Below are 21,669 nucleotides of genomic sequence, written 5' to 3' on the forward strand. Positions count from 1 at the left end.
TGGGCCGAACGGCATCCGTGCCGGGCTGAAAAGTCAGGGATTGTAGCGAGATTAATTCTTGTACACCTGAAATATTGTCGTATAGCCATCATTCAAAATTTGACGCCAATCGGCTGGCTCAAAAACAGCGTAAAACCCTGTGGGAGCGGGCTTTCTCGCGAAGGCGCAGTGCCAGTCAACGATGTATCAACCGACCCACCGCTTTCGCGAGCAAGCCCGCTCCCACACAAGCCCGAACACCTGCCAGACCGGTGCCTATTTCTTGTCGCTCAACTGCATCTGCCCATCCCAGCCACCGCCCAATGCAGCGATCAGTTGCACACTGGCAACCAGCCGGGTTTGCAGCAGGGTCAGCACCGTGCGCTCGTTGCTCAGGGCCGTGGCTTGCACGGTGACCACATCGAGATACGCGATCAAACCGGCCTTGTATTGGTTCTGGGTCAGGCGCAGGGATTCCCGGGCGGCGTCGAGGGCCTCGTTACTGACCACCGCCTCGTCTTCCAGGACCTTGAGCTGGACCATGTAGTTTTCCACCTCGCGAAAACCGTCGAGTACGGTCTGGCGGTACTTGGCCACGGTTTCGTCATAGGACGCTTCGGCGCGGTCGACTTCGGCCGAACGCTGGCCACCGTCAAACAAGGTCATGGCGAGTTTCGGCCCCACTGACCAGAAGCGGTTCGGCAGGCTGATCCAGTCGGCGTAGGTGCTGCTGGAATACCCACCGGCCAGGCTCAGGGTCAGGTCCGGGTAGTAGGCGGTCTTGGCCACGCCGATATTGGCGTTGGCGGCAATCACCGAGCGCTCAGCCTGGGCGATGTCCGGGCGGCGCTCCAAGAGTTGCGACGGCAGGCTCACCGGAATCTGCGGCAGGGCCGGAATGTCCTTGCTCACCGCCAGGTTGAAGTTGGCCGGCGGCACACCGATCAGCACGGCGATCGCGTTTTCCAGCTGCGCGCGCTGCCAGATCAGGTCGATCATGCTGGCCTGGGTGCTTTTCAGCTGGGTCTGGGCCTGGGCGATGGCGTCCTTGCCCGAGACACCGGCGCGGTATTGGTTCTGGGTCATTTGCAGGGAGCGCTGGTAGGTGTCTACCGTGGCTTGCAGCAAACGGGTCTGTTCGTCCATGACCCGCAGTTGCAGGTAATCCTGCACCAGTTCCGACTGCTGGCTCAGGCGCATTGCCGCCAGGTCCGCGGCGCTGGCTTCGGCACTGGCTTCATTGGCTTCCAGGCCCCGGCGCAATTTGCCCCAGATATCGGCTTCCCAGCTCACGCCCAATTGGGTGTTCAGGGTGTCGCGGATACCGCTGCTGGAACTGCTCAGGCTGGCGTTACTGCTGCCAGTGCCCTGGCTGGCCCGGGTTTTGGTGGCACTGAGGTCGACGGTCGGGAAGAACGCCCCACGGGCACTGCGCACCTGAGATGCAGCCTGGCGATAGCGCGCCTCGGCCTGGGCTACGGTCTGGTTGGAACTGTTGAGTTTTTCTACCAGCTCATTCAACTGCCGGTCGCCGTACAACTCCCACCAGGCGCCACGGGCCAACGAGTCGCTGGGGGCTGCCTGACGCCAGCCCTGGGCTTCCTTGTACTGGGCCGGCTCGGTCAACTCGGGGCGTTTGTAATCCGGGCCGACGGCGCAGGCGCTGAGCATCACGCCGCACAGGGCCAGGCTCAGCAGCTTGGAGCCGCGCGTCAAGGCCAGGCGTTGCACAGCGGGAAACGTTGAATCGGTCATAGCGCAGTGTCCAGGGCAGCATCGGTACGCACTCCGCGCCAACCGTTGAAACGGTGGCGCAGGCGGTCGAGATAAAGGTAAACCACAGGCGTGGTGTAAAGGGTCAGGATCTGGCTCACCACCAGGCCGCCGATAATCGTCAGGCCCAGGGGCTGGCGCATTTCCGCGCCTTCGGCGGTGCTCAGCAGCAGTGGCAAGGCGCCGAGGATCGCGGCCAGGGTGGTCATCAGGATCGGCCGCAACCGCACGAGGCAGGCCGCGCGAATCGACTCCAGCGGGCTCATGCCGTCGTGGCGCTCCAGTTGCAGCGCGAGGTCGATCATCAGGATCGCGTTTTTCTTCACCACCCCGATCAACAGGAACAACCCCAACAGCGAGATCAGGCTGAACTCGCCCCCCAGCACGTAGATCGACAGCAGTGCACCCACACCTGCCGAAGGCAAGGTCGAGAGAATGGTCAGCGGGTGGATGTAGCTCTCGTAGAGGATCCCCAGCACCAGATACACCGCCACCAGCGCGCCAAGGATCATGAACGGCTGGCCTTTTTGCGTGGCGGCAAAGGCGTCGGCGGTACCGGACATCTTCGCGATCACGTCTTCCGGCAGGCCGACCTTGGCAATCGCCCGCTCGATGGCGGCCGTGCCCTGCTCTACCGTGACGCCGGGGGACATGTCGAACGCAATGTTTTCCGACGCGAACTGACCTTCATGGCGCACGGTGTCATCGGCCAGGCTGTTTTCGTAGTGCGCAATGGTCGACAGCGGCACCCGCGCGCCGGTGGAGGTGATGACCTGCACTTGATTGAGGGTGATCGGGTCCTGGGCGTATTTCGGGTTGACCTCCATCACCACCTGATACTGGTTGAGGCTGTCATAGATCGTGGAAATCTGCCGCTGGCTGTAGGCGTTGTTCAGCACCGCCGTGACCATGCTCATGTCGATGCCCAGGCGCTTGGCCTGGTCACGGTCGACAATCAGCGTCACCTGCGCGGCGCCGCGACCCTCGCGGGCATCGATGGCGGTCAGCTCCGGCAACTCGCGCAACGCGGCGACCACTTTCGGGTACCACAGGCGCAAGGCGGCCAGGTCACCGCTTTGCAGGATGTAGGAATACTGCGCAGTGGTCTGGTCGCGGCTGCCACCAAATTGCAGGTCCTGGTCGGCCATCAGGAACAGCCGCCCGCCCGGCACCAGCGGCACGTCTTTACGCAAACGCTCGATCACTCCCTGGGCAGAAATCTTGCGCTCGCTGATGGGCTTGAGCCGCACCAGCATCACCGCGTTGTTGGTGCCGTTGTTGCCGCCGATAAAGCCGGCCACGCTCAGCACCGCGGGGTCCTTCAGCACGGCCTGGCGGAAGATCTCCATCTTCGGCTGCATCACGCCAAACGACAGCCCGTCATCACCGCGCACAAAACCGATCAACTGGCCGGTGTCCTGCTGGGGCATGAAGGTTTTCGGCACTACGACATACAGGGCCACGTTGACCCCAATGGTCACCAACAGGCTGAGCAGGGTCAGGCGCCGATGGCGCAGCACCCAGTCGAGGCTGCGGGCATAACCGGCGACCATGCGCGCGTGGGCCTTCTCGCTCCAGCGCTGCAAACCGGTTTCCTGCCCCGGGACGTGGGGCTTGAGCCACCGGGCACAGAGCATCGGGGTCAAGGTCAGCGACACCACCAGCGAGACGATAATGGCCGCCGCCAGGGTGATGGAAAATTCGCGGAACAAACTGGTGACGATCCCGCCCATGAACAGGATGGAGAGGAACACGGCCACCAGCGATACGTTCATCGACAGCAAGGTAAAGCCGACTTCCTTGGCCCCCAGGTACGCCGCCTTCATCGGCGGCACACCCTCGTCGATATGCCGGGAAATGTTCTCCAGCACCACGATGGCATCGTCCACCACCAGGCCGGTGGCAAGGATCAACGCCATCAGCGACAGGTTGTTCAGGGAAAACCCGAACAGGTACATCACGGCAAACGTGCCCACCAGGGACACCGGCACCGCCAGGGTAGGAATCAACGAAGCACGGAAGTTACCGAGGAACAGGTACACCACCAGGATCACCAGCGCCACGGCGATCAGCAACGTCATCTCGGCTTCGTGCAGGGTCGCGGTGATCACGGGCGAACGGTCCATGGCCAGGTTCAGCTTGACGCTGGACGGCAACACCGCCTGCAACGCTGGCAACTGGGCCTTGATCTGCTTGACCGTCTCGATGATGTTGGCGTCGGACTGGCGGTTGATCACCAGCAGCACCGCCGAATCATTGTTGAAGAAGCCGCTGTTGTAGCGGTCTTCCACGCCGTCGCTGATCTTGGCCACATCCCCCAGGCGCAGGGCCGCGCCGTTCTGGTAGCGAATCAGCAGCGGCTCATAGTCCTTGGCTTTTTCCAGCTGGTCGTTGGCCTGGATCTGCCAGTTGCGCTCGCTGTCTTCCAGGGAGCCCTTGGGCCGGCGCACGTTGGCATTGGCAATGGTGTTGCGCACATCGTCCAAAGCCACGCCGTACTGGTCGAGGGCCTTGGGTTCAAGTTCGATACGCACGGCGGGCAAGGAGCTGCCGCCGATCTGCACTTCACCTACGCCCGGCACCTGGGACAGGCTCTGGGACAGGATGGTCGAGGCCAGGTCGTACAACTGGCCCTTGGGCAATACGTCCGAGGTCAGGGACAGCACCATGATCGGCGCCTGGGACGGGTTGATCTTTTTATAGGTGGGCATGCTGCGCATGCCGCTGGGCAGCAGGTTGCGCGAGGCGTTGATGGCGGCCTGCACTTCCCGGGCGGCGCCGTTGATGTCGCGGTTGGAGTCGAACGCGAGAATCACCCGGGTCGAACCCTGGCTCGACGAACTGCTCATGGTGGTGATGCCGGAAATCGCGCCGAACGAGCGTTCCAGCGGCGTCGCCACCGTAGAGGCCATGACCTCGGGGCTGGCCCCGGGCAGGCTGGCCGAGACCACGATCACCGGGAAGTTGATCTGCGGCAACGGCGACACCGGCAGCAAGTTGAACGCCACGCCGCCCAGCAACATGATCGCCAGGCTCAGCAGCATGGTTGCTACCGGCCGGCGAATGAAAGGTCCGGACAGGTTCATGACTCAACCGGCTCCAGGCGCACGGGTTCTTTGCGCCAGCGACGCCCCAGGCGGTCGAAATACAGGTAGATCACCGGTGTGGTGAACAGGGTCAGCACCTGGCTCACCAGCAACCCGCCGACCATCACCAGGCCCAGGGGCTGGCGCAACTCTGCACCGGAACCGGTGGCGAGCATCAACGGCACGGCACCGAACAGCGCGGCCAGGGTGGTCATGAGGATCGGCCGGAAACGCAACAGCGCCGCTTGATAGATCGCGGTTTGCGGGTCCAGGCCCTGGTTGCGCTCGGCGTCGAGGGCGAAGTCGATCATCATGATCGCGTTCTTCTTCACGATGCCGATCAGCAGGATGATGCCGATAATCGCGATCATCCCCAGGTCGTTGCCACTGAGCAGCAAGGCCAGCAAGGCCCCTACCGCTGCCGACGGCAAGGTCGAGAGAATGGTGATCGGGTGGATGTAGCTCTCGTAGAGCACCCCCAGCACGATGTACATGGTCACCACCGCCGCCAGGATCAGCAGCAAGGTGCTCGACAGCGACGCCTCGAACGCCTGGGCCGCGCCCTGGAACTGGGTCTGCACGCCCACCGGCATGCCGATGTCTTTCTGGGCCTGGTTGATCAGCTCCACACCCTTGCCCAGCGCCACGCCGGGGGCCAGGTTGAACGACATCATCACGGCCGGGAACTGGCCGATATGCGCGATCGCCAACTGTGCCTGGCGCTGTTCCACATGGGCCAGGCTCGACAGCCTTACCTGGCCGCCGTCGGTGGTTTTCACGTGGATCTGGTTCAGGGCGGCCGGGCCGAGGGTTTCGCCCGACTGGGCCTGCAACACCACGCGGTACTGGCTGGCCTGGGTATAGATGGTGGAAATCTGCCGCTGGCCGAAGGCGTCATACAGCGCATCGGTGATGGTCGATACCGTCACGCCAAGGCGCGAAGCGGCGTCGCGGTCGATCACCAGGTACACCTGCAGGCCTTTGTCCTGCAGGTCGCTGGCAACGTCGGAGAGTTCCGGCAACTGGCTGAGGGCGTGCACCAGCTTGTCGCTCCACAGGGCCAGCAACTCGGCGTCCGGCGAGGACATGCTGAACTGGTATTGGGTACGACTCACGCGGTCTTCAATGGTCAGGTCCTGCACCGGCTGCATGAACAGGCGGATGCCCACCAGCTTGTCCAGTTGCGGCTGCAGGCGCGTGATGATCTGCGCCGCGCTCAGGTCCCGTTCGCCGTGGGGCTTGAGGTTGATCAGCAGGCGGCCACTGTTGAGGGTGGCGTTATCACCGTCCACCCCGATATAGGAGGACAGGCTCTCCACCGCCGGGTCTTCGAGGATGATCTTCGCCAACTCCTGCTGGCGTTGGCTCATGGCCGCGAAGGAGATCGACTGAGGCGCTTCGGAAATACCCTGGATCACACCGGTGTCCTGCACCGGGAAGAAACCCTTGGGCACCACCAGGTACAGCACCACGGTCAGGCCCAGGGTGGCGATGGCCACCAGCAAGGTCAGCGGCTGGTGCTTGAGCACCCACTGCAACTTACGCCCGTAGGCTTCGATCAGCCAGTCGATCCAGGCGCCGCTGGCCTTGTAGAAGCGGCCCTGTTCTTCTTCCTTGGGTTCACGCTTGAGCAACCGCGCGCACATCATCGGCGTCAGGGTCAGGGACACCACCAGGGAAATCAGGATCGCCACTGCCAGGGTGATGGCGAACTCACGGAACAAACGCCCGACCACATCAGCCATGAACAGCAGCGGGATCAATACGGCTATCAGCGACAGGGTCAGGGAAATCAGGGTGAAGCCGATCTGCTTGGCGCCCTTGAGCGCAGCCGCCATCGGCGTCTCGCCCTCCTCGATATAGCGGGAAATGTTCTCCAGCATCACGATGGCGTCGTCCACCACAAAGCCGGTGGCGATGGTCAGGGCCATCAGCGTCAGGTTATTGATGGAGAAGCCGGCCAGGTACATCACCCCAAAGGTGCCCACCAGGGACAGTGGCACGGCGATGGACGGAATGAGGGTCGCGCTGAAGCGGCGCAGGAACAGGAACGTCACCATCACCACCAGGGCGATGGCGATCAGCAATTCGTGTTGCACGTCCTTGACCGAGGCACGGATGGTCTGGGTACGGTCAGTCAGCACCGTCACGTCCAGGCCCGCCGGCAGGTTGTCGGTGATGCTCGGCAACAGCGCCTTGATCCGGTCCACCACCTCGATGACGTTGGCCCCGGGCTGGCGCTGGATGTTCAGCAACACCGCCTGGTTTTCGTTGGCCCAGGCCGCAAGGCGTTCGTTTTCGGCACCGTCGACAATCTGCGCCACATCCTTGAGCCGCAACGGCGCACCGTTGTTGTAGGCCAGGATCAGCTCGGCGTATTCCTTGGGCGAGACCAACTGGTCGTTGGCGTCGAGCATCGACACCCGCGTGGGGCCGTCGAAGTTACCCTTGGGCTGGTTGACGTTGGAGGCGGCGATCAGGGTGCGCACGTCCGACAGGTTCAAGCCGTTGGCCGCGAGGGCCTCGGGGTTGACCTTGATCCGCACGGCCTGGCGCTGGCCGCCGGCAATGCTGACCATGCCGACGCCGCTGATCTGCGCGATCTTTTGCGCCATGCGTGTGTCGACCAGGTCATTGAGCTTGGGCAACAGCATGGTCTTGGAGGTGATGGCCAGGGTCAGCACCGGGGTATCCGCCGGGTTGACCTTGTTGTACACCGGCGGTGCCGGCAGGTCCTTGGGCAGCAGGTTGGTGGCGGCGTTGATCGCGGCCTGTACCTGTTGCTCGGCGACGTCCATGTTGATGTCGAGGTTGAACCGCAGGGTCAGTACCGAGGCGCCGCCGGAACTGGTGGACGCCATCTGGGTCAGGCCGGGCATTTGCCCGAACTGACGCTCCAGGGGCGCCGTCACCGCGCTGGTCATCACGTCCGGGCTGGCGCCGGGGTACAGGGTCATCACCCGGATGGTCGGGTAGTCCACCTGGGGCAAGGCCGAGACCGGCAACAGGCGGTAGGCGATCACGCCGGCCAAAACAATGGCCAGCATGCTCAGGGTAGTGGCTACCGGGCGAAGGATGAACAGCCGCGAGAGGTTCATGCGCCGCCCTTTTGCGCCTTGCCGGCATCAGCCGGGCCTTGCTGCGTCTTGGCTGCCGGCTGGCCCTGGAGGTGTTCGGTCGGGGTGGTCGGCACTTCACTGCTGTCGTTGACCACTTCGATTTCACTGCCGTCCTTCAGCCGGTCGGTGCCTTCCAGCACCACGCGGTCGCCGGCGGCAAGGCCTTGCTTGATCACGGTGTGGTCGCCGTCGGAATCACCGATCACCAGCGGACGTACCTTGACCTTCTTGTCGCCATCCAGCACGTAGACAAAGGTGCCGGTGTTGCCGAACTGAATCGCCGCCGACGGCGCCAGCACCACGTTATGCAGGGTGTCGGCCAGCAGGTGCACGTTCACGAACTGGTTGGGGAACAGTGCCTGGTCCTTGTTATCGAACCGTGCCTTGAATTTCAGGGTGCCGGTGGTGACGTCGATCTGGTTGTCCAGGCTCTGCAACACGCCACTGGCCTTGAGGGCCACATCGCCACGGTCCCAGGCTTCCACCGGCAGCTTGTTACCGGCGTGATAACGCGCCAGTACGGTTTCCAGGGTGTTTTCCGGCAACGTGAAGACCACGCTGATCGGCTGGGTCTGGGTGATCACTGCCAGGAAGGTGGTGTCGTTGGCCGCCACAAGGTTGCCCACGTCCACCTGACGCAGGCCGACACGCCCGGTGATCGGGGCGCGGATCTTGGTGAATTCGAGGTTGAGCTTGGCGTCATCCACCGCGCCCTGGTTGGTCTTGACCGTGCCCTGGTACTGCAGCACCAGCGCTTCGGCGGTGTCGAGGGTTTGTTTGGCGATACTGTCCTGGGCGTACAGGTCGCGATAACGCTGCACGTCGACCTGGGCGTTTTTCAGCTGCGCCTGGTTTTGCAGCAACGTGCCCTGGGCCTGGAGCAAGGCATTCTGGTAACTGCGCGGGTCGATTTCCGCCAGCAGGTCACCGGCCTTGACCATCTGCCCTTCTTCAAAGGCGATCTTGACCAGCTCTCCCCCTACCCGGCTGCGCACATTGATGGTGTTCAATGCGGTGACCGTGCCCAGTGCCTTGTAATACACCGGGAACTCACCCAGCACCGCAGGCGCCACGCGCACCGGCACCGGGCCGGTAGAACCACCAAAGCCCGGACGCATCATGCCCGACTTGCCGGCATGCCCGGCGGGCTTCTTCTCGGCGCTGTCTTTGTGGCTGCCAGGCCAGAATTTCCAGCACAGGCCGGCAATGACCAGCAGCACGAGGAGGCCGAACAGCCAGCGGCGGGAGTGACGAGGGGTGGATTGCATGGAGTGATCAACCATTGGGCGCGAGAGCTTCTTCTTTGGGAGGCTGAAAGATAAGCACTGGGGCGCGTTAAGAAAAGCGCCTTTACCGGCTATTTACCTTGGATTACAACTTTTAACTTCTTTGCTTAGTCCATTCGCTATCTGACTAAGCCTCTGAAGCACAAATAAAAACGGCCTGGACTAGGCCAGGCCGTAATACTGCATCACGCGTGTTACTGCAAAACGACAGTAATGCGTAGTAACAGTTACTTCAAAACAGCCAGGGCTGCTTCGTAGTTCGGCTCTTGGCCGATTTCGCTGACCAGCTCGCTGTGCAGCACGTTGTCATTTTCGTCCAGCACCACGACGGCACGGGCGGTCAGGCCGCGCAGCGGGCCTGCGGCGATCGCAACGCCGTAGTCAACGGCAAAGCCGGCGTCGCGGAAGTCCGACAGGTTCTTCACGTTTTCCAGGCCTTCGGCGCCGCAGAAGCGTGCCTGGGCAAATGGCAGGTCAGTGGAAATGCACAGCACCACGGTGTTGTCCACGCTGTTGGCCTGGGCATTGAACTTGCGAACCGAAGTCGCGCAAGTCGGGGTATCGATGCTTGGGAAGATGTTCAGCACTTTGCGCTTGCCGGCAAAGGTAGCCAGGGTCGCGTCCGACAGATCGCCAGCAGTCAGGGTAAAGGCTGGCGCTTTGGCGCCGACTTGTGGCAAGTCGCCGTCGACCTGGATAGGGTTGCCTTTATGGGTAACTTGAGCCATGAACGGAATCCTTCTAGTGGTGGTAGTGAAACGAATTTCAGGTGCCGAAGTTAAACACAAAGTTCGATTGGCACCTATGGCCGGACGCAAATTGTCATGGAGCGGGACTCAACGCCCCGCCGCCACGAACCCCCGTTGCAAATCCTCGATCAACGCCTCCACATCCTCCAGCCCCACATGCAGACGCACCACCGGGTTCAATCCACGGTCGGCGACGCTCTGGCGATCCTGGGTGTCGGCCAGGGTCACCAGGCTCTCAAAACCGCCCCAGGACGCACCCAGGCCAAACAGCTGCAAGCCGTCGATAAACCGTTCGACGTAACCGGCATCCGCGCGGGTGAGTTCAAACGACAGCAAACCGTTACTGCCGCTGAAGTCGCGCTTCCACAGCACATGGCCAGGGTGCTCGGGCAAGGCCGGATGAAACACCCGCTTGACCTGCGGCTGCGCCTGCAACCATTGGGCAATCTTCAGCGCCTGGCGCTCGTGCACGTCCAGCCGGGAAGCCAGGGTGCGCGCGCCACGCAGGATCAGGTAGGCATCGTCGGCACTGACCGCATTGCCAAAGGTGTCGCTCATTTTCGCCAGGGCCGGCCATGCTGCTTCGCTGGTGCAGACACTGCCCATCATCACGTCACTGTGGCCGCCGAGGTATTTGGTCAGGGCCATGATCGAGATGTCGGCGCCCAACGCCAGCGGCCGGTACAAGTAGGCCGAGCCCCAAGTGTTGTCCACCGCCAGCAGAATCCCGCGCGGCTTGCACAGTGCGGCTATCGCGGGCAGGTCACACAGTTCATACAGCAGCGAACCCGGCACTTCCGCATAGACCATTTTGGTGTTGGCCTGTAACTGCGCTTCCAGACCGCTGCCGTCCGGGGTGAAGTAGCTGACTTCGATGCCGAATGGCTGCAGGAACTCGCGGGCCAGCTTGCGCACCGGGGAATACACCGCGTCGGTGATCAGTACATGATCGCCGGGTCGCAGGTAGGCCAGGAACGTCTGCGCCGCAGCGGCGAGGCCGGTGCCATACAGCCGCGTGCGATAGCCGCCTTCGAGTTCGGTGACCAAATCTTCCAGGGCGAACGCGGTGGGGTTGCCACGCGCGCCGTAACTCAGGACACGCTCGCTGTCGCGCCGGGAACGCGCGTCACGCATCTGGGCGAGGTTGTCGAACAGCACGGTGCTCAAACGGGTGATGGGGACGTTCACCGCCCGGCCGCCATTGCCGCCTTCGGTACGTGCCGCATGAATCAGCCGGGTGCGCACGCGCGATACGGGCGCCAATGGTTTGAGGCTGGCGATTTCCGCCTCGCTCATCTGCGCCAACAAGCCGATTTCCCAGGCCAGGTATTGGCGGGCGGCATCCTTGTTGCCGCTATGGCGGTCGTGGGTGAAGAACAGGAAGTCGATGCACTGATTATCCGCTGGGGTCTGCGCATCCTCGATCACCGGCAAACCGGCTGCGACCCAGGCGGCATAGCCGCCGTCGAGCACGTGCACCTCTTCGCCCAACCCCAGCGCGGCAAACGCGGCCAGCGCCGGGTCATCCGCCAGCAGCACCAACGGCCGCGCACCGGCGGCCAACAACGAGCGAATCGACCAGCGCGAACCGGCAATCCGGCCCTTGCGATGGATCATGCTCGGGCGCAGGTCCACCAGGTCCACGGCATCGTCTTTCAGGGCATCGGCCAGCGCCTGCACCGAGATCAATGGCAACGCCTTGAACGGCACAGCCTGCCTGACCGGTAACGCCAGGCCACTCTGGACACCGTCCTTGAGCACATACGCCTCATGCCCCAATTGCCGCAGCCAGCTGGCGACAATCGGCGCACGCACGCCGTCGCTGTCTACCAGCACCACCCGCGCCTGACGCACGCCGATGTACAGGTCGGTGGACTGAATCAGCTGCCCGCCTGGGGTATGTTGCGCCCCCGGCAAACTGCCGGCGGCAAACTCTTCGGCGGTGCGTACATCACACAGGAACAGGCTGCGGGAAAGATCTTGCGCCCACTGGCGAACCTGATCCGCCCCAACAGTGACCACCCCTGCCCGCGCAGCCAATTGCCGGGCAGCCTCGCGCTGCTGCACCAGATCAGTGGAGACCTGATCGGCATACCGCCGGGTGCTGCCATGCTCCAGCTTGAAGTCCGCCAGGTACCACCCCTGAGTGCCGTTTTCCAGCGCATAGACCGGGTTCTTCACGCCGAGGTTGATCAGCGTCTGGGCGCCGATAATGCTGCGGGTACGACCGGCGCAGTTGACCACGATCGGCGTGGTCTCATCCGGCACCAGGTCGTGCACGCGGTAGCCCAGTTCACCGTTGGGGCAGCAGATGGAACCGGGAATGGTCATCTTGCGGTATTCATCGAACGGCCTGCCGTCCAGCACCACCAGCGGCTCGCCCTTGGCCTGCCAGTCCGCCAGTTGGTGCGCGGTGACGTGGGGCGTGTGGCTGGCCTCTTCCACCAATTCGCCAAAGGCTTTTGACGGCACATGCACCCCGGCAAACAGTTGCAGGCCCGCCGCCTGCCAACCGTCCGCGCCACCTTGCAGCACATGCACATGGCGGTAGCCCAGCGCCTGCAAGCGCAACGCCGTACGCGCAGCCACCTCGCCGCCGTCCTGGTCGTAAATCACCAGGCGCACCTGAGGATTCGGCGCCAGGCGCTGCACCTCCAGCTCCAGGCGGCTATAGGGCAGGTTCACCCCGTGGAACAGGTGGGCCTCGCCGTATTGGCCGTGCTCGCGTACGTCAAACAGGGCGATTTCCTGGCCGTCGAACAGCCATTGTTGCAATTGCCCGGGTGTGATGGTCTGGCTCATGAAAGTCCCGCAAAAAAGAGATGAATTACTGCAAGGCCAACGAGCGCTCGCCAGCGGCCACTTCACGCCCCTTGGCATAGGCCCGCTGGACCGCCGGGCGTGCCTTGATCCGCAAGCGCCAGGCCTGGATGTTCGGGTAGTCCGCCAGGTCCTGGCCTTGGCGCAGGGGCTGGATCCACGGGAAGATCGCCATGTCGGCCACCGAATACTCGCCCGCCACGTACGGCACCTCGGCCAAGCGTTGCTCCAGCATCCGATACAGGCGCGTGGCTTCGGCGTTCAGCAGGTCCAGGGCGAAGGGAATCGGTTCCGGCGCCTTCTCCTTGAACAGCTGCAACTGGCTCAGGTACGGGGTGATATGCCCCACCTGCCAGAACAGCCACTCCTGGACTTTCTGGCGCTCGGCGGTACCGGCGGGCGGCAGGAAACGCCCGGCCTGGTCGGCCAGGTAATTCAGGATCGCCCCGGACTCGAACAGGCTCAGTGGTGCTTCAAGGCTGTGGTCGACAATCGCCGGAATCCGCCCATTCGCGCTGATGCGCCGGAAGCTTTCCTGCTTCTGCGCGCCTTCACGGATGTTCACCGGAATCAGGCGGTACTCTGCTTCCAGCTCTTCAAGCAGGATGCCGACTTTCAGGCCATTGCCGGTGGGCCAGTAATACAGGTCGATCATGCGTAGGCCTTGATCGACGGGGCCATCTGCGAGGCGTTGTAGTTAAGAATCCGGCCGTCGGCTTCAACGCCATAACGGCCATTGAGGGACTCCAGCGGCAAGCCATACAGGTGGAAGTGCAAGGTCGGCTGCTCACCCTCGACGAGAATCCCGTGCAGGTCTTCACCGAGGAACGAGATGGAAGTACCCGGCTGCACGATGACTTCTTTCTCAAGGGTCAAGGTGGTGAAGCCTGCGTCACGTCCTTCATCGTTGCGGCCATAGACGTAGTTGATCTCCTGGCCTTCAACGGCACTGATGATCGCCCAGGTTTCATGGTTGTGGGGGATGGTGCTTTTGCCCGGCAGCAGCGAGTTCAGGTACAGGGTCGGTGTGTCGCCATCGTCGTTCAGGCGATAACGGAAGGCAGTACTGCCCTGCCCCGGCACCGGTGCGGGGAATTCGCTGAAGTTGAACAGGTCCCGGCGCTCGGCCAGGGTTTCCAGCAGCCCGACGATTTCCACCAGGGCCGCGCGGTCTACGCCACGCTGGTTGATGACGCGGATCTGCTGCAGGAAGTCTTCGATAACGGCGGCACGGTTTGCGGTACTCATGACGAGGTTCCTCTTATTAGACAGACAGGGTGTAGCGGCTCAGGTTGGTCAACAGGTACGGATCGTTGGCGATCGGCGGACGGCGGCCCGGATCGCCCAAGGCATGGCGCAGGAATTCCTGGGTGCGTTCACTGGTGGGGCGCTGGAAGATTTGCTCGGCGCTGCCGTGCTCGACGATCACGCCGTTTTCAGTGAAGTAGACGATGTCGCTGATCTCTTCGGCGAAGCGCATCTCGTGGGTCACCAGCACACAGGTCATGCCCTCTTCGGTCAGCTCACGAATCACCGTCAGCACTTCGCCGACGGTTTCCGGGTCCAGGGCCGAGGTCACTTCATCGAACAGAATCAGTTCCGGGCGCATCGCCAACGCGCGGGCAATCGCCACCCGCTGCTGCTGCCCGCCGGAAAGTTGGCCGGGATAGGCATCGGCCTTGTGCTCCATGCGCACCTTGGCCAACAGCGCCCGCGCGTCTTTCTCGGCGTCGGCGCGGTTGCGGCCGAGCACCTTGCGCGGGGCGATCACCAGGTTTTCCAGCACCGACAAATGCGGGAACAGGTTGTACTGCTGGAACACAAAACCGACGCGCTTGCGCAACTCGATGCGCTGGGCTTCCTGGGTCAGGGTATCGACCCGGGTTTCGCCGACGCGGATGGTGCCGCGCTGGGGCTGCAACAGGCCGGTGATGCAACGCAGGATGGTCGACTTGCCCGAGCCCGACGGGCCGATGATCGACACCGCCTGGCCGCGATGCACATCAAGGTCGATGCCCTTGAGCACCCGGTTGTCACCGAACGACAGCTGCAAGTCCCGCAGGCTGACCAGGGGTTCAATAGAAGGCATAACGGCGCTCCAGGCGTTGGGTCAAACGGGAAATCGGGTAGCAATAGGCGAAGAACAACACCAGCAAGCTGAGGTAGATCACCACGGTAAAGCCGGTCATGTTCACGGTGTTGCTGGCGATCTGCGCGGTGTCGATCACGTCGTGCACGCCCACCAGCGAAGCCAGGGCGGTGCCCATGGTGACCACCGCGTAGAGGTTCATCCACGGCGGCAACATGCGCTTGAAGCACTGGGGCAGGATGATCGAGCGGAAGATCTGGCCACGGGTGAACGCCAGTGAACGCGCGGCTTCCCACTGGGTACTGGGGATCGAGCCGATGGCACCGCGAAAGATCTCCGCCACGTTGGCGCTGGCCGGCAACGCGAGGCCAATGGTCACCTTGACCCAGTCGGGGAACGACACATAGCTGCTGCCGATATGGATCTCGAACGGGAACACGTAGGTGGTGAAATAGATCAGCACCAGCCACGGCGCGTTGCGGAAAAACTGCACCCAGACCCGCGCCGGCAACCGCAGCAGGCGCAAGGGCGACATGGCCAGCGCGCCCACCATCAGGCCCAGCAGCGAGCCGAGTCCGATCGCCACCAGGCTGATCAGGATGTTCTGGCCGAAACCGCTGACCAGTGCCGGCGACCATTGCAGCAACGCCGACAGCACCGGGAATGAATCAATGGCCATAGCCGGGCATCCTCAGGCGCGCTTCCAGCCAGCGCCCCACACAATTGACGGTAAAGCTCAGCAAGCCGAAAAAGCTCAGGATCAAAATCATCAGTTCCAGCACGTTGTCGCTCTGGGTCCAGATCATGATCGAGGCGTAAGTGATATCGCCCACGGCAATGGCCGAGGCCACGGCGGTCATTTTCACCAGGTCGATCAGGTTGTTGATCAGCGACGGCAACGCAAAGCGCAAGGCCAACGGCAACTGCACGTTCCACAGCAGCTGGCGGCTGCTGAAGGCCAGGGAACTGGCGGCTTCCAGCGTCACCGCGGGCACCGCCTCGATGCCGGCGCGCAGGGCTTCGGCGTGAAACGCGCCTTTATGCAGGGAGATCACGATCACCACCCAGGCAAACGGCGTCAGCGGGTTGGCTGCGCCGACCGCCTGGGTCAGCAGCATGTTCAACACCAGGAACGCGCAGTACAGCTGCACCAGGGTCGGGGTGTTGCGGGTGACTTCGATAAACACCCGCGCCGGCTTGGCCAGCCATGGGTTGCCCGAGGTCAGCAGCGCCGCCAGGCTGATCCCGGCCAGCAGGCTGCCGACGATGGTGAACAGGCACAACAACACGGTGGTCAACGCGCCCTGCGCCAGGGTGCCACGCTGATAGGCATCCAGCAGGAAGTTGTAGTTGAGGCCGATGCCGGCGGCCCAGTGCACAAACATCTCCAGCCAATGACTCATTCGACGCCCCGCAACTTGCCGCAGGCGACCGCGATACGGCGGCCGGCCTCGGCCACGCTGTCAGTCGCCGTGGCGATGGACAGGCGAAACCACGGCGACAGGCCATAAGCACTGCCCGCCACACCGGCGACGCCCTCCTCCAACAAGTACGCGACGACATCGCCGTCATCCTTCAACGGCTGACCGTCCGGGCGGTAGCGGCCGAGCAGACCGGCGCAGCGCACAAACACGAAGAACCCGCCTTGAGGCTCAAGCACCTCCAGGCCGTCGACGGTGCCGAGGGCCATCATCAGCAGGTCCCGACGCAGTTGATAGGCCGCCACCTGCTCGACCAAGAAGCCCAGCCCGCCGGTGAAGGCGGCCAACGCGGCGGCCTGCCCGACGGAAGACGCACCGGAGGTGGATTGGGATTGCACCACCGCCATGGCGTTGGTCAGGGTCTGCGGCCCGGCGCCGAAGCCGATGCGCCAGCCTGTCATGGCGTAGGTCTTGGACACGCCGCCCACCAACAGGCAGCGGTCCTGCAAATCCGGCGCGACGTTCAGCAGGCTCTGGGCCGGGCGACCGTCGAAGCGGATGTGTTCGTAGAGTTCATCCAGCAGCACCAGCACCTGGGGATGGCGACGCAACACCTCGGCCAGCGCTTGCAGTTCAGCTTCGCTGTAGACAGCACCGCTTGGGTTGCCCGGGCCGTTCAGGATCAGCCAGCGGGTGCGCTCGTTGATGTGCTGCTCGAGTTGCGCCGGCAGCAACTTGCAGCCCTGCTCCAGCCCGCACTCGATAAACACCGGTTCGCCACCGTTGAAGCGCACGCTGTCGGGGAACGACGGCCAATACGGCGTGGGTACCAGCACTTGATCGCCGTCGTCGAGGGTGGCGGCGAAGGCGTTGAAGATGATCTGTTTCGCGCCGTTGGCGATCACGATGCTGGGCAGCGAATAGTCGAGGTGGTTTTCTTCGGCCAGCTTGCGCTGCACCGCCACGCGCAAGGCTTTTACCCCGGGTGTCGGCGTGTATTTGGTGGCGCCCGCGGCGATGGCGGCGTAGGCAGCTTGCTTGATGTGCTCCGGGGTATCGAAATCCGGCTCGCCGGTGGTCAGGTCAAGAATGTCGCGGCCGGCGTCACGCAGTTCCGTGGCGCGGGACTTGGCTGCCGCGTTGGCCGACAGCGACACCCGCTGCACGCGCCTGGACAGGCGAACGGTCATGGCTGCACCTCCAGGACTTTGCCCGGGTTGAGCAGGTTTTTCGGGTCGAGGGCGCGTTTGATGCGGCGCATCAGGTCCAGCTCCACCGGGCTTTTGTAGCGGCCCAGCATGCCGACCTTGCGCTGGCCAATCCCGTGCTCGGCGCTGATAGAGCCGCCGTGGGCGTGGGCGCTGTCGTGCACCAGCAGGCTCAGTTCGGCGTAGTTGCGCATGTGCTCATCCACCGTCGAGTCCAGCGGATGGGCAACGTTGTAATGCAGGTTGCCGTCCCCCAGGTGCCCGAAGGTGAAGTTGCGCACCCCGGGAAAATGCGCCTGCAACAGCGCATCGGTATGGGCGACGAAGGCGACGATTTGCGAGATGGGCACCGAGATGTCGTGCTTCATATTGCGCCCGGCGCGCTTCTGCGCCTCGCTCATGTTTTCGCGCAGCAGCCACAGGGCTTCGCTTTGCGCCAGGCTTTCGGCGATCAGTGCATCGGCCAGTAATGACTGTTCGAAGGCTTCACCGAGGACGGTTTCGAAGGCTTCACGGGCGTGGGCTTCGCCGTGGTTATCCGACAGCTCCAACAAGGCGAACCAGGGCTGGCTGGCTTTCAGGAACGGTTGCGGGCCTTCGGGAAACTGTTCGCGCAGCAGCGCCAGGCAATCGGCGCTGAGCAGTTCGAACGCAGTGAGATTCGCACCGAAACCGGCGCGGGCATGGGACAGGAATGCAACCGCCTGGGCCAGCTCATCAAAGGCCAGCAGCGCAGTAGCCTGGGCCTTGGGCAACGGGAACAGCTTCAGTGTCGCGGCAGTGATAATCCCGAGGGTGCCTTCGCTGCCGACGTACAAATCCCGCAGGTCATAGCCGGTGTTGTCCTTGCGCAAACCGCGCAGGCCGTTCCAGATTTCGCCTTCGGCGGTCACCACTTCCAGGCCCAGGGTCAGCTCGCGGGTATTGCCATAACGCAGCACGGCAGTACCGCCGGCATTGGTGCCGAGGTTGCCCCCAAGGGTGCAGCTGCCTTCGGCGCCCAAGCTCAGCGGAAACAGTCGGCCGGCTTCACGGGCCACATCCTGGACGTTTTGCAGGATGCAGCCGGCTTCGACGGTCAGGGTGTCGTTATCGGTGTCGATCACGCGGACCCGGTTCATGCGGTCGAGCAACAGCAATACCGCGCGGCCACTGGCGTCCGGTGTGGCGCCTGCCATCAGGCCGGTGTTGCCGCCCTGGACGACAATGGGCGCCTCCAGGGCCACACACGCACGCACCACGGCGGCGACTTCTTCGGTATTGGCCGGGTGCACCACCGCGACTACCTGACCGGTGTAGCGGCCCTGTTTGTCGGTGAGGTACTGGGCAGCCTCGTCACTGCGCTGCACGTGGGCGGTGCCGAGCAGTTGTTGCAGGGTGGCAAATAGCGGTTCACTCATGGCTGTACTGCTCATGCAAATCACGCAGGGCTTGGGACGGCGCCATGCCGGTGCGTTCGCCGAGCGCAATCAACCAGCCGCTGCGGTGCCAGTCGCGCACGATGGCGTCGAGCCTGGCCTGGGTATCGTGTTCGCCCTTGCGGATCCAGATCACCGATTTGGAAGGGATCAGATCTCCCGGCAACGGGATCTCATAGCCGGACCATTCGGCATCGTCCAGCAACGCGTGCATGGTCGGGCTGACGTGCACCGCCGCCACGCAGCCATTGCCACGCAACGACAACAGGGATTCAGACTGGCTGCGGAACGCCTTGATCTGCGCGCCGTAGGTTTCCTGCAACGGCTTGATGAAGTTGCTGCCCTGGGACACGCACACCGGCTTGTCCTTGAGGTCGGCCCACTGGGTGATGCCGGCGCCTTTGCGGATCAACGCCGCGCCGCCGACTTCTTCATAGGGCGTGGGCACGTAGTCGAGAATCTCGGCGCGCTCGTCGGTGTACTGCATGTTGGCAATCAGCACATCGACCTTGCCTTGCTGCAGGAACTGCACGCGGTTGGGGGCCAGTACCGAAACGGTCTTGGTCTCCACACCCAGCGCCTGTCCGAGGCCCTTGGCCAACTCCACGTTGTAGCCCAGGTGTTCGCCGGTCTTGGGGTCGATGGTGCCAAACGGCGGGCCGCTGAGAATCACGCCGACGCTGATGGTGTGGCGTTGCTGGATCTTGTCGAGGGTGGCGTCGGCGTGGGCCAGGCTTGCGCACAGGGCCAGGCCGAGAACGGTCAGGGATTTCAATCGCATGCTCAGGCGCCCTTGAACTGTTTCTGCAACTCCACCAGCGCCGGGGAAGCCGGGGTGATGTGGTTGCGGGTCTGGGCGTCGATCAGCCAGCCGCTGCGGTGCAGTTCCTTGACGATCGGGTCGAGTCTGGCCTGGGTGTCGCTCTCGCCACGGCGAGTCCAGATCACCGACGGTGCGGGATTCAACTCGGGGCTGAGGGTGCGGTAATCCTTCCATTCCGCGCTGTCGTTGATCAGCGGGTTGACCAGCGTGGAGTCATGCACGGCGGCGACGCAGTTGTTGCCACGCAGGGCCAACAGGGATTCGGAGGAGCTTTTGAAGGCCTTGATCTGCGCGCCGAGCTCGGTGAGCGGCTTCACGTAGCTGCTGCCCTGAGAGGTGCACACCGGCTGGTCCTTGAGGTCTGCCCAGCGGGTGATCTTGCTGTCCTTGAGCACCGCTGCGGTGCCGCCGATCTTGTAGAACGGGGTCGGCACGAAACCGAGGATGTCGCCACGCTCGGCGGTCCACTCCATATTCGCGATCAGCAGGTCGACCTTGCCCTGTTGCAGGAACTGCACGCGGTTGGCCGGCAATACCGGCACCAGTTGCACTTCGGCGCCCAACTGACGGCCCAGCTCGTTGGCCAGGTCGACGTTCAAGCCCTTGGGCTTCTGGGTAGTAGGGTCGATACCGCCAAACGGCCCGCCGGAGAGCAGCACGCCGACCACCAGCACATGGCGCTGCTGGATCTTGTCCAGGGTCGCATCGGCCTGAGCCACCACGCTGCCGCCCAGGGCAATCAATGCGCCCAGGACCACAGGCAACCTTCGTTTTACCGCCGCGCGCACAAAACCCATGGAACTCCCCTCATTAGCGATCGGCGTACCCCGACCTGATGTGGGGGCATGCTAGGGAGAGTGCCGGGGTAACGGAAATTCAAATATCTAATATCGTTATAACTTCCCGTATATGGACGCGCTGCTTTTTGGCCATATACTCGAAATCATTAGCTCTCGTAAAAATTCGACGCGACAAAACATAAACATCTGTAATGTTTATCTTCGCACCCTTGATATAAAAAACGCCCTGGAATGGCCATGTCGACCCTCGATCTCGAACTGCTCCGCACCTTTATTGCCGTGGTCGACCACCACAGCTTTGCCGAAGCCGGCACCCATCTGGCACGCACGCAATCCTCCGTCACCCAGCATATGCAGCGCCTCGAACAGCAAGTGGGGGTCAGCCTGTTTGAGAAACGCGGCCGGCAAAAACAGCTGACGGAACCCGGCTTGCAGTTATTGCGGCATGCGCGGCAGATGCTGTCGCTGAATGACGAGGCGCTTAATTCCCTGCGGGAAAGCAGCCTCAGCGGCGTGCTGCGCATCGGCTCGCCCCATGACATCGCCGACACCATCCTGCCGCCGATCCTCAGCCACATCGCCCGTTCGGCGCCGCGCCTGCGCCTGGAAATCGACGTGGGCCGCAGCCCGTTCCTGATGGATGACTTGCACCGGGGCAAGGTCGACATGGTGATTTCCACCCGCGCCGACGCCAACCTGGAAGGCTTTGCGTTGCGCACTTCGCCGGTGTGGTGGATCTGTTCGGCGCAATACATTCATTCGCCGAGCGAACCGCTGCCGCTGATTCTGGTGGATGAGCCGAGTATCTATCGACGTTATGCCCTGGAGGCGCTGGAACGGGCGAATATCCCGTGGCGCCAGGCGTATCTGGCGTCGAACCTGATCGGGATCAAGGCCGCCACCCGCGCAGGGCTGGGCGTGACCCCACGGAGTATGGAAATGCTCGGGCCGGACATGCGGGTATTGGGGGAAAACGATGGGCTGCCGAGGATGCCAGAGGTGACGTATTACCTGTGGATCCGCCCGAACACGGCGAACCCGATTGCGCGCAAGGCGTATGACTTGATCAGGGCCAGCCAGGGGCTGGCACTGGGGTGA

Annotated in this window: 16 protein-coding genes; 1 reads left to right on the forward strand and 15 read right to left on the reverse strand. The window is 63.1% G+C overall.

The features are described 5' to 3' along the window. Positions 1–255 precede the first annotated feature (255 nt). From HKK54_RS29295 to HKK54_RS29365, 15 genes are all read right to left on the reverse strand, one after another. The gene (locus HKK54_RS29295; RefSeq protein WP_010171637.1) at positions 256–1,734 is read right to left on the reverse strand and encodes an efflux transporter outer membrane subunit; all 1,479 of its coding nucleotides are present in this window, start codon (positions 1,732–1,734) and stop codon (positions 256–258) included. After that, complete coding sequence (locus HKK54_RS29300; protein WP_169388739.1) at positions 1,731–4,838, reverse strand: efflux RND transporter permease subunit; 3,108 nt, start codon at positions 4,836–4,838, stop codon at positions 1,731–1,733. The genes HKK54_RS29295 and HKK54_RS29300 overlap by 4 nt, the downstream gene beginning before the upstream one ends. Further along, positions 4,835–7,936, reverse strand: coding sequence for an MdtB/MuxB family multidrug efflux RND transporter permease subunit (locus tag HKK54_RS29305; protein ID WP_010171642.1), 3,102 nt, complete (start codon positions 7,934–7,936; stop codon positions 4,835–4,837). Before HKK54_RS29305 ends, HKK54_RS29300 begins: the two co-directional genes overlap by 4 nt. Then, positions 7,933–9,240 (reverse strand): MdtA/MuxA family multidrug efflux RND transporter periplasmic adaptor subunit, encoded by a 1,308-nt coding sequence (locus HKK54_RS29310; protein ID WP_169388740.1) that lies wholly within the window; start codon positions 9,238–9,240, stop codon positions 7,933–7,935. Before HKK54_RS29310 ends, HKK54_RS29305 begins: the two co-directional genes overlap by 4 nt. Positions 9,241–9,470: 230 nt before the next feature. Further along, positions 9,471–9,971 carry a thiol peroxidase gene (tpx, locus tag HKK54_RS29315; RefSeq protein WP_010171646.1) on the reverse strand — a complete coding sequence of 167 codons (501 nt, stop codon included), beginning with the start codon at positions 9,969–9,971 and terminating at the stop codon, positions 9,471–9,473. Between the two features lie 108 nt (positions 9,972–10,079). Then, a complete protein-coding gene (gene metC / locus HKK54_RS29320; protein WP_169388741.1) occupies positions 10,080–12,794 on the reverse strand; it encodes a cystathionine beta-lyase in 2,715 nt (904 codons plus the stop codon). Between the two features lie 25 nt (positions 12,795–12,819). Beyond that, the gene (locus HKK54_RS29325) at positions 12,820–13,467 is read right to left on the reverse strand and encodes a glutathione S-transferase family protein (RefSeq protein ID WP_169388742.1); all 648 of its coding nucleotides are present in this window, start codon (positions 13,465–13,467) and stop codon (positions 12,820–12,822) included. Beyond that, positions 13,464–14,060: a cysteine dioxygenase gene (locus tag HKK54_RS29330; RefSeq protein WP_169388743.1), complete on the reverse strand. Its 597-nt coding sequence runs from the start codon at positions 14,058–14,060 to the stop codon at positions 13,464–13,466. Before HKK54_RS29330 ends, HKK54_RS29325 begins: the two co-directional genes overlap by 4 nt. A 16-nt stretch (positions 14,061–14,076) precedes the next feature. Beyond that, positions 14,077–14,901 (reverse strand): amino acid ABC transporter ATP-binding protein, encoded by an 825-nt coding sequence (locus tag HKK54_RS29335; protein WP_003207489.1) that lies wholly within the window; start codon positions 14,899–14,901, stop codon positions 14,077–14,079. Further along, complete coding sequence (locus tag HKK54_RS29340) at positions 14,888–15,580, reverse strand: amino acid ABC transporter permease (protein ID WP_169388744.1); 693 nt, start codon at positions 15,578–15,580, stop codon at positions 14,888–14,890. The genes HKK54_RS29335 and HKK54_RS29340 overlap by 14 nt, the downstream gene beginning before the upstream one ends. Further along, positions 15,570–16,304: an amino acid ABC transporter permease gene (locus HKK54_RS29345; protein ID WP_029615941.1), complete on the reverse strand. Its 735-nt coding sequence runs from the start codon at positions 16,302–16,304 to the stop codon at positions 15,570–15,572. Before HKK54_RS29345 ends, HKK54_RS29340 begins: the two co-directional genes overlap by 11 nt. After that, positions 16,301–17,512, reverse strand: coding sequence for an aminotransferase class I/II-fold pyridoxal phosphate-dependent enzyme (locus tag HKK54_RS29350; RefSeq protein ID WP_169388745.1), 1,212 nt, complete (start codon positions 17,510–17,512; stop codon positions 16,301–16,303). The genes HKK54_RS29345 and HKK54_RS29350 overlap by 4 nt, the downstream gene beginning before the upstream one ends. After that, positions 17,509–18,930 carry an FAD-binding oxidoreductase gene (locus tag HKK54_RS29355; RefSeq protein WP_169388746.1) on the reverse strand — a complete coding sequence of 474 codons (1,422 nt, stop codon included), beginning with the start codon at positions 18,928–18,930 and terminating at the stop codon, positions 17,509–17,511. The genes HKK54_RS29350 and HKK54_RS29355 overlap by 4 nt, the downstream gene beginning before the upstream one ends. Then, a complete protein-coding gene (locus tag HKK54_RS29360; protein ID WP_169388747.1) occupies positions 18,923–19,729 on the reverse strand; it encodes a transporter substrate-binding domain-containing protein in 807 nt (268 codons plus the stop codon). The genes HKK54_RS29355 and HKK54_RS29360 overlap by 8 nt, the downstream gene beginning before the upstream one ends. A gap of 2 nt (positions 19,730–19,731) precedes the next feature. Continuing rightward, the gene (locus tag HKK54_RS29365; RefSeq protein ID WP_169388748.1) at positions 19,732–20,568 is read right to left on the reverse strand and encodes a transporter substrate-binding domain-containing protein; all 837 of its coding nucleotides are present in this window, start codon (positions 20,566–20,568) and stop codon (positions 19,732–19,734) included. 240 nt (positions 20,569–20,808) lie between these two features. On the opposite strand from HKK54_RS29365, the gene HKK54_RS29370 reads away from it, so the two are divergent. Then, on the forward strand, positions 20,809–21,669 hold the full coding sequence (locus HKK54_RS29370) for a LysR substrate-binding domain-containing protein (RefSeq protein WP_442962316.1): 861 nt from the start codon (positions 20,809–20,811) through the stop codon (positions 21,667–21,669).

Source organism: Pseudomonas sp. ADAK13 (genome assembly GCF_012935715.1).
GTDB lineage: Bacteria > Pseudomonadota > Gammaproteobacteria > Pseudomonadales > Pseudomonadaceae > Aquipseudomonas.